The organism is Streptomyces sp. NPDC048278 (assembly GCF_040652195.1).
In the GTDB taxonomy this organism is placed as follows: domain Bacteria; phylum Actinomycetota; class Actinomycetes; order Streptomycetales; family Streptomycetaceae; genus Streptomyces.
Map to the genome: position 1 here is coordinate 42,801 of NZ_JBEZLP010000042.1, position 12,552 is coordinate 55,352.

Sequence of the window (12,552 nt, forward strand, 5' to 3'; positions counted from 1 at the left end):
GTTCCGGCTGAGGGAGCCCGCCGTTCACCGCGTCGTGCCCCCGGCGGGGAGGATTGGGGCCATACGCTAGGGAGCGTCCCGTCGTACGTCACCGGTCACTTCGTACACAGTTGTGGCCGGAATCGTTCCCTCCCCTGTACGGTGCGTCCAAGCCCGGCCCGCCCCGCGACGGGAGGAACGCCCGTGCTGAGCCCGTCACTCGCGCAGGAGATCGCCGGGGACACCTCCGCCGTCATCGGCTTCAACGTGCTGATCACCGATGCGGAGGGCATGGTCATCGGCAGCGGCGACAGCAGCCGCGTCGGCACCTTCCACGAGGCGTCCGTGCAGGTCGTCCGCACGCAGGAGGCCGCCACGCACGACGCGTCCCAGGCCCAGCTGCTGCGCGGGGTGCGCCCCGGCATGACGCTGCCGCTGATCGCGGGCGGGCAGGCGGTGGGGACGGTCGGGATCACCGGGACGCCGGCCCAGGTCCGGCGGTTCGGGCTGCTGGTGAAGCGGCAGACGGAGATCCTGCTGCGGGAGTCGGTGATGCTGCGTTCCCGGCTGCTGGCGGAGCGCGCGGGCGAGAAGCTGCTCGCCGACATCGCCGCCTACGACCCCGAGGTCGTCGAGGGCGACTTCCTCGTCTTCCGGGCCGCCGAGCTCGGCTTCGACCTGCGGCTGCGGCGGGTCGCGGTGGTGTTCGAGGTGACCGTCCCCGCCGCGACCGCGCACGGCCAGGGCGCGCACCGCCAGGCCGCCCCCGCCCTGGCGCTGGTCCGGTCCGAGCTGCTCCGCACCGTCGGCGAGGTCTTCGCGGACCCCCAGGACATCATCGCCGCCACGGCCCCCGGCTGGATCGGCGTCCTGCACCGGCTGCCGGCCGGCTGCTCGACGGAGTCCCTGGCCGCCGGCTGCCGGCGGGTCACCGACGTCATCGCCGCCCAGGACGGCCTGGCCGCCCGCGCGGGCATCGGCGAACCGGCCGGTTCGGTCGGCGGGCTGCACGACTCCTACCAGGACGCGTGCGAGGCGCTGCGCCTCGGCACCCGGGTGGCGGACGGGACCGCCGTCCACCTCATCACCGATCTGCGGGTCCACCAGATGCTGACCGCGGTGAGCCAGTCCGCCCGCAACCGGCTGGTCGACCTCACCACCGCGGACCTGCGCGCGCAGCCGGACTGGCCGGCGCTCCGCGACACGATCACCGCCTGGTGCGAGAACGGGTTCAACCTCGTCAGGGCCTCCGAGGCGCTGCACGTCCACCGCAACACCGTCGTCTACCGCATGCACAAGATCGAGCAGATCACCGGCCGCCCGCTGCGCGAACACCGGACCACCATGGCGCTCTACCTCGCCTGCCTGGCGGACCGGCTGGGTGGCGGTGACGGCGTTTCTTCTCGCACAGGCGGCAAGGAAAGAGCAAAGCCCTAGCAAAGGGGCGGCCAGGCATCGCCACCGCGCTGATCAGCAGCAAATGTGACGTCGGCCAAATGCTTTGCATTTCGCTCGTGGAATGCCTAGCCTCCAAGTGTACGAAACGGTTTCGATCAGCTGGTGGGCCGTCCCGGCCACGAACACCGCCGCCCCGCCCTTCCCGGACACCGTGACCCTCCCGGTGCCCGTCAGCACGTGATCCACTCGCTTCGGAGAGCCCCCACATGTCATCCACTTCTGTCGACTCCGCAGACGCGCGCGCCGGCGCCGTACCGGCCCAGTCCTCGTCAGCCCGCGGTGCCAGGCACCAGGCACCGCACCGGTGGATGGTGCTGGCCGTGATCGGCCTCGCCCAGCTGATGGTGGTGCTCGACTCGACGATCGTGAACATCGCCCTGCCGTCCGCCCAGCAGGACCTGGGCTTCTCCAACGACGGCCGGCAGTGGGTCGTCACCGCGTACTCGCTGGCGTTCGGCTCCCTGCTGCTGCTCGGCGGACGGCTCGCGGACTTCTTCGGCCGCAAGACCACCCTGCTGATCGGCCTGGTCGGGTTCGCCGGTGCCTCCGCGATGGCCGGCGCCTCGCAGAACCTGACGATGCTGATCGTCGGCCGGGCGGTCCAGGGCGTGTTCGGCGCGCTGCTCGCGCCCGCCGCGCTGTCCCTGCTGACCACGACGTTCACCGATGCCAAGGAACGCGCCAAGGCGTTCGGCGTCTACGGTGCGATCGCCGGCAGCGGCGGGGCCATCGGCCTGCTGCTGGGCGGTGTGCTGACCGAACACCTCAACTGGCGGTACACCCTCTACGTCAACCTGCCGATCGCGGTCGTCGCGGTGATCGGCACGATGATCTTCGTCCGCCGGCCCGCGAAGGCCGTGCGTCCCCGCCTGGACGCGCTGGGCACCGTACTCGCCGCGGGCGGCGTGTTCTCCCTGGTGTACGGCTTCGCCAACGCCGAGACCCACCCGTGGGGCAACTGGATGGTCTGGGCCTTCCTGGCCGCCGGTGGTGTGCTGCTGGCCCTCTTCACCTTCTGGGAGACCCGGACCAGCCATCCGCTGCTGCCGCTGCGGGTGCTCGCGGACCGCAACCGCGCCGCCGCCTACCTCTCGGTGTTCGTCACCGGCGCGGGCATGTTCGGGATCTTCCTGTTCCTGACCTACTACCTGCAGGAGACGCTGCACTACTCGCCGGTCAAGACCGGTCTGGCCTTCCTCCCGATGATCGGCGCGCTGATGGTGTTCGCGCAGCTGGCCACCATCGTCGCGGTGCCCCGGATAGGCGCCAAGCCGATCGTCCCGGTCGGCGCGCTCCTCGCGGCCTCGGGCATGGTCTGGCTCACCCGGCTCGACCTGCACTCGGCCTACACCTCGGACGTACTGGGACCGCTGCTGATCATGGGCGCCGGTATCGGCATGGTGATGCCGCCCGCGATGAGCCTGGCCACCCTCGGCGTCGCCCCGCAGGACCAGGGCGTCGCCTCGGCGACCACCAACACCATGCAGCAGGTCGGCGGCTCCATCGGCACCGCGCTGTTCTCCACCCTGGCGGCGACCTCGGCGAGCGACTACGTCAAGGACCACCACCCGGTGACCCCGCTGGTGAAGGCCGACGCCGCGCTGCACAGCTACGCCACCGCCTACTGGTGGGCGGCGGGCTTCTTCGTCGTGGCGGCCGTCCTCGCGGCGGTGCTCTACCGCAAGGGCAGCCCGATGGCCCAGACGCAGGCCGTGGAGACCGGGGACAGCGCCCCCGCCGCCTTCGAGGAGACCGGCACGGCCGAGACCGCGCCCCTGGTCCGGCCCCGGACCGAGACCACCGTGGAGCTGCCGGATCCGACCGGCGGCCCGGTGGTGAGCGGCCGGGTGCTGGCGGCCGGCGGCGGGGTGCCGGTGCCGGGTGCCGTGGTCACGCTGATCGACCCGAAGGGCCGCCAGCTCGGGCACGCCGTCGCCGACCTCGCGGGCCGCTACGCGGTGACCGTCCCGGCCGCGGGCCCGTACGTCCTGGTCGGCTCGGCCGCCGGGCGCCAGCCGCAGGTGGCCACCCTCGCGGTGGGCGACTCCCCGGTCGAGTACAACCTGGTGCTGGCCGGCACCGCCGGCATGACCGGCAGCGTCCGCTCCGGCGGCCTCCCGGTGACCGGGGCCCTGGTGGTCGCCACCGACCTGTTCGGCGAGGTGGCGGACTCCACGGTCACCGGCGCCGACGGCGGCTACCGGCTCGGCGAACTGGTCGCCGGGGAGTACGTCGTGACCGTGACCGCCGAGGGCCACCGGCCCAGCGCCGTCGCGGTGACCGTCGGGGACGCCGGGGCCGCCCAGGACGTCCTCCTCGCGCCGGCCGCCGCGGTCCGCGGCACCGTCCGCGGCGGGAACGGCTCGCCCCTGACCGACGCCCGGGTGGCCCTGCTGGACTCCGCCGGCAACGTGGTCGCCTCCCGCACCACCGGCGAGGACGGCGCGTACGCCTTCGCGGACCTGCCCGGCACCGAGTACACGGTGGTCGCCTCCGGCTACCCGCCGGTGGCCGCCCCGCTCCGGCTGACCGGCACCGGCCAGGACGGCTTCGACCTCTACCTCACCCACGAGGACCCCGGCCACCGGGACATCCCGCAGTCCGGCCCGGTGGGCTGACGCCGGGCGGGCGGAACCTCCCCGGCAGAGCCGGGCGGCACGGGTACGGCACCCGCGGCGCCCGGCTCTGCCGCGTTTCCGGACGTTCCCGGGCGGTACCGGACGGGATCCGGTGGCCGGATCCCGGTGCCGTCCCGGCGGCCGGCGGGGCAGTCGTGGCGTCCCTGGGGCGCGGATGGCGGGAACAGGCGCCCCGAAGGGCTCGGTAGTGGGCCGGAAGCGGATCGGAAGCAGGTCGGTTCTGGCCACGGAAGCGGCGGTGCTGGTGATCTCGTAGGTGTCAACCGCCTTGCCCTGTCCCGCTGTTCACCGTCCGCTCACGACGGCCGGGGCGGGGCGCGGTGCACTGCCGTCACCGCTGGAGAACCCCATGACCGATGCAGCTCCGACGCCGCCCGCCCGGCGTCCCGACCCGCTGTCCACCCATCGCGCGCCGCCCTCCTACCAGGCACCGGGACTGATACCCCCGGGCGGACCCGCCCGCACCTGGGGGCTCGTGGTCATCGCCACGCCCCTGCTGCTCGCCCTGATCCTGGCCCTGATCGGCGGCCTGGCCGGGGGGTCGTCCGGGTCGTCGTCCGGAACGTCCGGCACCGGCTCCGGCTCCGGCGTCTTCGGCGCGGGCACCTCCGGCTCGGACGGCGGTGCCACGGCCGGTACGGACGACCAGCCGGTCTACACCGACCCGACGACGGCGTCCGCATGGCCGTACGGCGACACGGCCACCCCCGAGGCGACCGCGACCGACGGCTACTACGGCGACCCGACGGACACCGAGACCGCCTCCCCGAGCGCCACCGCGAGCGGCGGACCCGGCGACGTCGTCACCGCCTACTTCGCGGCGATCAGCGCCCGCGACTACCGGACCGCCTGGTCCCTCGGCGGCAAGAACCTCGACTCCAGCTACGACAGCTTCGTCTCGGGCTACGCCACCACCGAGCGGGACACCGTCACCGTCGTGTCCGTGGCGGGCGACGAGGTGCAGGTGACCCTCGACGCCGTGCAGACGGACGGCACGACGAAGTCGTTCGACGCCACCTACACCGTCCAGAACGGCGTGATCACCAGCGGCACGGCCACCCAGACCGGCTGACACCCACCGGGGCGTGCCCGAGAGGTGCGCCCGCACGAGCGGAGCGCTGAACCACCATGGCCACACAGATACTCGACCCCAGTCCTCCCGGCCCGGCACCGCAGGACCCGCCGGAGCACCGCGCGTACGCGCGCACCCGGGCCACCCGGCTGCTGTCCGCCGGCACCTACCTGCACACCGGCTACCGGCGCGCCGTCATCCGGGAACTGCTGCACAGACGGTTCCGGGTCGTCGCGCCCTCCTACGGCTACGACGCCGTGTCGGTCCTCGCCCACGCCCTCGCCGCACGGCGGCTGCGCCGCATCCAGTGGGCGGTCGCGGCCGGCGTGGACCTCGCGGTCCTGCTGCTGCTCAGCAACGGGGTGCTCAACGCGTTCGTCGGTGTCGTCCTGCTGTGCTGGGTGCCGTGGGCGGCGGCCTATCTGCGCCGGATCGCCACCCTGCACCTCCTGATGACCCGGGTGCGGGAGAGCGGCCCGGACGGCGGCTTCGACGGTGCCAGCCCGGCGCACGCCAAGCTGACCGACGCACTCGCCCGCAAGATCGACCACGAGCAGGCCGGCCGCAGCGGACTGGTCTTCTACGGCGGCTACCGGCCCTTCGTCGGCGCGGGCCTGCCGCTGCGCGACTGGTCCAACGCGCAGTTGCTGCTCGGCGCCCCGAAGACCCGGATCATGGCGCGCAAGAGCGCGGACGGCACCCCGCCCGACCTCGACACCGTCGAGCGCCGACAGGTCGTCCCGTTCACCGTGCACGAGATCACCAGCCAGGTCGCCGCCCGGCTCGCCGCCGACCTGCGGGACGAGACCCGCCCCGAGGAGCGGATCGAGGGGCTGACCGTCGAGCAGCGCCGCTACACCACCGCGATCCGCAGCAACGACCGCACCCAGGGCGCCGGCTGGTCCCAGCTGCCCGGCGTGGACGACCTGCCCGGCATCCACTGGCGGGAGGACTACGACGCGGCCCGCGAGTACCTGTGCGTGCGGGTCGGGTCGTGGAACGAGGAGCTGGTGACCTCGATCTTCGTCGGGTTCGACATCAAGGGCAACACGCTGCACACCGAGTTCTACACCTACGTACTCGGGCCGCTCGTGGGCGACTTCCACCTGGTGGACCAGCTGCCCGCGGCCGTCGACGGGCGGCTTGCGGTGCGGGTGGCCTGGGACATGTTCACGTCCCTGGTGCGCTGGTGGCTGACGCTGTGGATGTGGCCGCTGCTGCTGGTCCCGGAGCGGTTCCTGCCGGGGTGGGCGGTCCGCTGGACCCGGCCCTGGCGCGCCCGGAGGGCCAGGCGGGCCGCGGCCGAGCTGCTGCTGTCGGACCGGGTGGAGGACACCAGCGAGTTCCGGCTGGGCCGTTACGTCAACCGCTGGGTCAACTGCGGCGCGTTCGCGAGCGTCCGGGAGCTGGCCACCAGCGAGACGTACCACCACTTCTTCCAGCAGTCCGACGCGGTGAAGTACATGCAGATCGTCCAGCGCCGGCTGCTCCAGAACATCCGCGCGTTCCTCGACGAGCACGACGTGGACCTCGCCGAGCACGACCGGGCGCAGACCAACATCCTGCTGGGCGACAACAGCCAGAACTTCTTCGGCGGCCAGCAGAGCAACTTCGGCTACAACTACTCGCCGTCGAGCGGCGGTTCGTCAGAAAGTGCGGGGACGTGACCATGAGCCAGGGAAACACCGGCGGCGACAACAGCCAGAACTTCTTCGGCGGCGAGCAGCACGGCTTCGGCTACAACGTCCACAACGCCCCGCAGGAGGACCCGCAGTCCGCCGAGCGGGAGGCCGCGCGGGCGGCGCAGGCGCAGGCGGACTACGGCCGCAGGCGCAGCGTCTTCGTCGTGCACGGCCGCGACGAGAAGGTCCGCGAGGCCATGTTCGGGCTGCTGCGCCGGCTCGACCTGCGTCCGCTGGAGTGGGAGCGGCTGGTGCGGAGCACCGGCGGGACCGCGCCGTTCCTCGGCGAGGTCATCGAGAAGGCGCTCTCCCAGGCGCAGGCGGCGCTCGTGCTGCTCACCCCGGACGACGTCGCCAAGCTCCACCCGCACCTGCTGGGCGACAACGAGCCTTCCTACGAGACGCAGTTGACCGGTCAGCCCCGGCAGAACGTGCTGATCGAGCTCGGCATGGCGCTGATGGCCTACCCGGAGCGGACGATCATCGTGGAGGTCGGCCAGGTGCGGCCCGCCGCGGATCTCGGGGGCCGCAACGTGATCCGCTTCGACGGCTCCGAGACCGCCGTCTCGAAGATCGTGGAACGGCTCAAGGGTGCCGGGTGCGACCTCGACGACACCCGGCCGGACTGGCGTGACACCTCGCACTTCGAGAACCTGGCGGCCTATCGCCGACTGGCCTGACGGGCCGTACGCGAGGGGGGCGGGGGCCACGGGCCCCCGCCCCCCCTTCCGTGCGCGCTACCCCTGTTGGCCCGACGCCAGGGCGGCCAGGAACGCGGCCAGCTCGCGCATGTCGATGCCGTCCAGCTCCTCGGGCCGTACGACGAGGCGCAGTTCACGGCAGATCGCGGCCTCCCGGGAGCGGGCCACGAAGGACATCAGGACCAGCCGGAGCAGGCTGTCCCGGTCGAGGTGGCCGAGGCGGGCCAGCCCGGACCCGGTCAACGGCATGGCCACCCGCTCCAGTTGGGCGTGCGCGCGCAGCGCGTCCCACAGCCCGGACAGTCCCCGCCACAGGTCCTCCACGCCGGAGGAGGCCACGTAGTCGTTGCCGATCCGGCTGTAGGCCACGCCGAACACCAGCCGCGGCCGGGTGCCAAGGACCGCCACCGTGCCGACCGGGTAGCGGTCGAGCTTGCCGAGCGGCTTGTCCGCCCGCGCCTCCCGGGCGACGGGCTCGGCCGGGGCGAGCGCCGCGTCCAGTTCCGCGTCCAGGCGGGCGACGTCGCCGTCGTAGAGGCGGTCGAGGAGCTGCGCCTGCACGCTGTCGCCGTTGATGACCCGGCCGCCGGCCGACAGGGTGTCGAAGGTGTCGCAGAAGCCGACGACGAGGTGGGCCGGCTGCTCGAAGAGGTCGCCCGTCTCGACGACGACCGTCATGTCGGGCCGCCGGAACACCTGCCGTACCCGCACCGCCGGCCGGGCCCGCAGCAGCCCGTAGCCCAGGCAGGCCCCCACCGACAGCCCGACGACCGCGCCGGACGCGCTGTACGGCACGAACGGGCCGACGACCTGGGACACGGCGGACAGCCCGCCGAACGCCACCATCGTGTCGCGCACGAAGGCCTGCCGCGCGCGCCTTGTACCACGCCGGACGGCGCCCCGGGGCCGTATCGGGTGCATCGGGTCCAGTCCGGCGGAATCACCCGAACTCATGGATTCCCCAAGGCATCATGATAATCTTTCAGTCACTATGGCTGACGCAGAGTGACGCAGAACCGCCGGGGGGCGACGCGGATGGCCGGTGTCAGAACACGTATCCGGGTGAAGGTACTGGGCCCGGTCCAGCTCGAGGTCGACGGGGTTCCGGTCCGGCTGACGCCGCTGACCGTACGGCTGCTGGTCCGCCTGGTGGCGGCCGGCGGCGAGGCGGTGCCGGTACGGCAACTGCGGCGCGACGTGTGGGGTCTCGCGGACGAACCGCGCCACCTGGACCAGCGCAACCGCAACGAGGTGCAGAAACGGGTCCTGGAGCTGCGGCGGGCGCTGGCCCCCGGCGCACCCGGCACCCCCGGCGAGGACGGCGTGGGCACGCAGGTCCTGCGCACCGAGCAGCAGGTCACCGTGCAGGGCCCGGAGACCGCCTACCGGCTGGTGCTGCGGCCCGAGGAACTGGACAGCGCACGGTTCACCGCGATCGTCGGCGAGGCCCTGCTCGCGCCCCCGGCCACCGCCGCGCACCGGCTGTCCGAAGCGCTGTCCCTGGTACGCGGCCGGCCGCTCGCCGAGGTGAACGGCGAGGGGTTCGCGGTGCCCTTCGTCCGCCGCCTGACCACCCTTCAGGACGCGGCCCGCCGTGAACTGGTGCGCGTGCAGACCGACCTCGGTCGGCCCGAACTCGCCCTGCCGGTCGCCGAACTGATCGCCCACGAGCACCCCGACGACATCGAGGCCGCACGCGTCCTGGACGCCCTGCGCGCGGAGCTGCGCGCCCGGCACGGGGCCGAACTGCTGCGCCACCGCGTTCCGTTGGAGGGCCAGCGGGCCGATGTAGTCCTGGTGCGCGGCGACTTGTTCGACCAGGCGGACTGCAACCTGGTGATCGGGTTCACCGACACCTTCGACACGGAGACCGCCGAGGACCTCGTGATCAGCCGGGAGAGCCTGCAGAGCCAGCTCGTCGACCGGCTGTTCGCCGGGAAGCGGCGCCTGCTGGACGACCGGCTGCGGGCGGGGCTGCGGGCGGTGAAGTCGGTGGGCACCGAGACCGTACGGACGAAACCGCTGGGCCGCCGGGTGCGCTACCCGGTGGGCACGACCGTGGTGGTACCGGTCGAGGGCCGCCGGGTGTTCGCCACCGCCTACTCGCGGCTCGGCAACGACCTGGTGGCCCGGTCCAACCACGCCGACCTGCGGCTGAGCCTGGACAGCCTGTGGGCCTCGGTGGCGGTCAACGGCCTGTTCAAGCCGGTCGCCGTCCCGCTCATCGGCTCCGGTCTCGCCCGGGTCACCGACCTGGACCGGGGCCAGCTGGCCGCCCTCATCGTGGACTCGTTCATCGAGGCCTGCCGCCGCCACCCCGCCCTGACCCCCGAACTCCGGATCGTCATCCTGCCCCAGGAACTGGCCAGGACCGACCTGACCCCGGTGGAGCAGCGCTTCGAGGACCTGGTGCTCGGCCTGCGCGCGGCCGACTGACGACGGCGGTGAGACCGGGCGCCGGCCCGGACGTGTCCCCCGGGCCGGCAGGCTGCTCCGCATCTGTCCGTTCCCCCTTCGCGGCATCACCCGCCGTCCGCGCCGCGCGCCGCCGCGCCCGGCCTCACCTCCGTCCACGAGACCACCCCGGCCGCTTCCGCAGGCACCCTCCAACCGCTTCCGATCCGGTTCCGGCAACCGCGGACGGGCGTCCCCGCCCCGCAACCGCAGGGGGCCGGACAGGACGGGCTCTCCCGACCGTTGGGTCCCGCACCGAACGGGTCTATCGTCGGAATCATGAGGCCAGGAGGAGGAGGACGGCCGGTGATGCCGCAGGACGAGGCCGTGATCGGCTGCACGGGGATCGTGCTCATCGGAACCCGTGGCGCCACCGGGCCCGGCGAGGTCCTGGTGCGGGTCAGGGGTGGCTCGGAGACCTTCCTCGCCTGGTCGGAGGAGCCCCTGCCGGTCGGCGCGACCGTGCTCGTGATCGAATCACGGGGATGCCGGGAGGTCGGCGTCATCGAGTGGGTGGATCCATTGGACGCGCTCGGCGACAGCGCCGAGGCCGGCTGAGGAGAGACAGGAATGTTCGGATACCGCGTACCCGCTCCCGACGAGGCGATGTTGATCTCGGGGGGCAGGCGGGGACTGGGGGGCGCGCCGTTCCGAGTGGTCACGGGGCACGGCAAGTTCGTGCTGCCGGTCGTCAGGAAGGTACGTTTCCTCACCCTGTCGATGTGCGAGTCCGAGGTCACCGAGACCTGCGTGACCAGACAGGGCATCGCGCTGCACGTCCGCGCGGTCATCGCCTTCAAGGTCGGCAACGACCACGAGAGCATCATCAACGCCGGCCAGCGCTTCCTCTCCGACCAGGAGCAGATGTCGGTGCTGACCGGCCGGATCTTCGCCGGTCACCTGCGGGCCATCATCGGCTCGATGACCGTCGAGGAGATCGTCACCGAGCGGCAGAAGCTCGCCGCGGAGGTGCTGGACACCTCGAAGACGGAGATGGCGAAGATCGGCCTGATCGTCGACTCGTTGCAGATCCAGTCCATCGACGACGGCGACACCGGCTACATCGACGCGATGTCCGCGCCGCACAAGGCGGCCATCCAGCGGCAGGCGCAGATCGCCCAGGCGCAGGCCACGCAGGCCTCGGTCGAGGCGGAGCAGGTCGCGGCCCGCAACCAGGCCGAGTACGCCCGGCAGACCGCGATCGTCAAGGCCGAGTACTCGGCCGAGGTGGACCGCGCCCAGGCGCAGGCCGCCCAGGCCGGGCCGCTGGCGCAGGCGCACGCCCAGCAGGAGGTGCTCGCCGCCCAGACGGAGCTGGCCCAGCGCCAGGCCAAGCTGCGCCAGGAGCAGCTGGTGGCCGAGGTCGTCAGGCCCGCCGAGGCCGAGGCCGAGCGGGTCAGGATCCTCGCCGCCGCCGAGGCGCAGCGGATGAAGATCCAGGCGGAGGCGGCGGCGTCGTACGACCGGGTCGCGCTGGACCGGATGCTGATCGACCAGCTCCCGCAGATCGTCAAGGAGGCCGCGGGCGGCCTCGCCGGAGCCAACGTCAACGTCCTCAACGGCGCGGACGGCCTCGGCGAGATCGCGGCCGGCCTGGTCTCCCAGGGCCTGACGATCCTCGACTCGGTCCGGCAGAACCTGGGCGGCCAGGACTCCGACGGGCAGCGGCCCGGGGACCGGCGCTCCGAGGGCGCGCGTTCCGGGGAGGACGGGGGCGGCAGCAGCCTGCTGCAGCTGCCCACCGGCAAGGGGCGGAAGTCGGACGACGGGCCGGTGGACGTCGACTAGGCGCTGCGCTCGGCTGTAGGCGCCGTGACGGCCGTCGGTCGGGTGCGGCGCCGTCGTGGCTGGTCGCGCCCGCGCGGCGGTAGCCGCATATTGATACAGCCCCGCGCCCCTTCGGGGGCGCGGTTCTGTTTCGGGGGCGCGGTTCTGTTTCGATGGACTCGAAAATCGAACACATGCTTGAATCTGGGCATGCGATCGTTTCCCGTGGATCTGGCCCGGGCGCAGCAGGAATGGAGCGCCACCTATCGGCAGCTCGCCGTGCGGCCCGGGCGTACCGAGTTGCGGCGGCGGCTGTACCGGCTGTCGGCGGAGGTGTTCTTCCATCCCTACTGGGGGCAACGGCGACCGAGCCCCGCCGCGTGGCGGGAGCTGAGGGAGGGTTCGGATGGCGGGCTGGAGTGCGGGACCGTACGTCCCGGACGATCCTGAAGGCATGTCCGGACCGATACGGGTGATCGTGCATCCGCCGTCGCCGACGGGTGGCCGGCGGCTGCGCGTGGACGGCGAGATCCTCGGGCTCGCGCACAACGTGACCGACGTCGCCGAGTTCCTCCGCCGGGCCGGGCTGGAGATCGACCCGGCGGAGGTGGCGCAGGCGCCGTGGATCGACTGGCGGGGCGGCGGGCCGGAGTGGTGGGGGCCGGAGACGTGACGGTCCCCGGCGGCCGTCTGCGCCGGGGTGCCCCGGGTGCCGGACAACGCACGAGGCCCGTCCAGTGTGTGGACGGGCCTCGGGATGGAGCGCCGGGCAGGCCTTGCACCTGCATTTCCCCGCAGGA

General features: G+C 72.7%; 11 protein-coding genes. 10 read left to right on the top strand and 1 reads right to left on the bottom strand.

The genetic code is table 11. The features are described 5' to 3' along the window. The first annotated feature begins 183 nt into the window (after positions 1 to 183). The 5 genes from AB0D74_RS43395 to AB0D74_RS43415 all read left to right on the top strand — a co-directional run bounded on the left by AB0D74_RS43395 (position 184) and on the right by AB0D74_RS43415 (position 7,510). Entirely contained in the window at positions 184 to 1,416 is a 1,233-nt protein-coding gene (locus AB0D74_RS43395; protein WP_362599767.1) for a sugar diacid recognition domain-containing protein, read from the top strand. A 227-nt stretch (positions 1,417 to 1,643) separates the two neighbouring features. Further along, positions 1,644 to 4,055 (top strand): DHA2 family efflux MFS transporter permease subunit, encoded by a 2,412-nt coding sequence (locus AB0D74_RS43400; protein WP_362599769.1) that lies wholly within the window; start codon positions 1,644 to 1,646, stop codon positions 4,053 to 4,055. Between the two features lie 370 nt (positions 4,056 to 4,425). After that, positions 4,426 to 5,148, top strand: coding sequence for a hypothetical protein (locus tag AB0D74_RS43405; protein ID WP_362599771.1), 723 nt, complete (start codon positions 4,426 to 4,428; stop codon positions 5,146 to 5,148). 56 nt (positions 5,149 to 5,204) lie between these two features. Continuing rightward, positions 5,205 to 6,815, top strand: coding sequence for a hypothetical protein (locus tag AB0D74_RS43410; protein WP_362599773.1), 1,611 nt, complete (start codon positions 5,205 to 5,207; stop codon positions 6,813 to 6,815). Positions 6,816 to 6,817: 2 nt separating this feature from the next. After that, on the top strand, positions 6,818 to 7,510 hold the full coding sequence (locus AB0D74_RS43415; RefSeq protein WP_362599775.1) for a nucleotide-binding protein: 693 nt from the start codon (positions 6,818 to 6,820) through the stop codon (positions 7,508 to 7,510). Positions 7,511 to 7,567: 57 nt separating this feature from the next. On the opposite strand, the gene AB0D74_RS43420 is transcribed toward AB0D74_RS43415, so the two are convergent. Then, the gene (locus AB0D74_RS43420) at positions 7,568 to 8,389 is read right to left on the bottom strand and encodes a macro domain-containing protein (RefSeq protein WP_362599777.1); all 822 of its coding nucleotides are present in this window, start codon (positions 8,387 to 8,389) and stop codon (positions 7,568 to 7,570) included. A 177-nt stretch (positions 8,390 to 8,566) separates the two neighbouring features. Here AB0D74_RS43420 and AB0D74_RS43425 point away from each other — a divergent pair, with 177 nt between their 5' ends. The 5 genes from AB0D74_RS43425 (at position 8,567) to AB0D74_RS43445 (ending at position 12,425) form a co-directional block, all read left to right on the top strand. Further along, on the top strand, positions 8,567 to 9,967 hold the full coding sequence (locus AB0D74_RS43425; protein ID WP_362599779.1) for a macro domain-containing protein: 1,401 nt from the start codon (positions 8,567 to 8,569) through the stop codon (positions 9,965 to 9,967). A gap of 327 nt (positions 9,968 to 10,294) precedes the next feature. Next, complete coding sequence (locus tag AB0D74_RS43430) at positions 10,295 to 10,543, top strand: hypothetical protein (protein WP_362599781.1); 249 nt, start codon at positions 10,295 to 10,297, stop codon at positions 10,541 to 10,543. A 12-nt stretch (positions 10,544 to 10,555) separates the two neighbouring features. Continuing rightward, positions 10,556 to 11,773 (top strand): SPFH domain-containing protein, encoded by a 1,218-nt coding sequence (locus tag AB0D74_RS43435; RefSeq protein WP_362599784.1) that lies wholly within the window; start codon positions 10,556 to 10,558, stop codon positions 11,771 to 11,773. 189 nt (positions 11,774 to 11,962) lie between these two features. Further along, positions 11,963 to 12,202, top strand: a complete 240-nt coding sequence (locus AB0D74_RS43440) for a hypothetical protein (protein ID WP_362599786.1) — start codon at positions 11,963 to 11,965, stop codon at positions 12,200 to 12,202. 4 nt (positions 12,203 to 12,206) lie between these two features. Beyond that, complete coding sequence (locus tag AB0D74_RS43445; RefSeq protein WP_362599788.1) at positions 12,207 to 12,425, top strand: hypothetical protein; 219 nt, start codon at positions 12,207 to 12,209, stop codon at positions 12,423 to 12,425. Positions 12,426 to 12,552 lie beyond the last annotated feature (127 nt).

Bases quoted from the DNA above. Each gene is read 5' to 3' on its own strand.
- AB0D74_RS43430 (WP_362599781.1), top strand. From the start codon at position 10,295: ATGCCGCAGGACGAGGCCGTGATCGGCTGCACGGGGATCGTGCTCATC.
- AB0D74_RS43405 (WP_362599771.1), top strand. From the start codon at position 4,426: ATGACCGATGCAGCTCCGACGCCGCCCGCCCGGCGTCCCGACCCGCTG.
- AB0D74_RS43440 (WP_362599786.1), top strand. From the start codon at position 11,963: ATGCGATCGTTTCCCGTGGATCTGGCCCGGGCGCAGCAGGAATGGAGC.
- AB0D74_RS43415 (WP_362599775.1), top strand. From the start codon at position 6,818: ATGAGCCAGGGAAACACCGGCGGCGACAACAGCCAGAACTTCTTCGGC.
- AB0D74_RS43425 (WP_362599779.1), top strand. From the start codon at position 8,567: ATGGCCGGTGTCAGAACACGTATCCGGGTGAAGGTACTGGGCCCGGTC.
- AB0D74_RS43400 (WP_362599769.1), top strand. From the start codon at position 1,644: ATGTCATCCACTTCTGTCGACTCCGCAGACGCGCGCGCCGGCGCCGTA.
- AB0D74_RS43410 (WP_362599773.1), top strand. From the start codon at position 5,205: ATGGCCACACAGATACTCGACCCCAGTCCTCCCGGCCCGGCACCGCAG.
- AB0D74_RS43445 (WP_362599788.1), top strand. From the start codon at position 12,207: ATGTCCGGACCGATACGGGTGATCGTGCATCCGCCGTCGCCGACGGGT.
- AB0D74_RS43435 (WP_362599784.1), top strand. From the start codon at position 10,556: ATGTTCGGATACCGCGTACCCGCTCCCGACGAGGCGATGTTGATCTCG.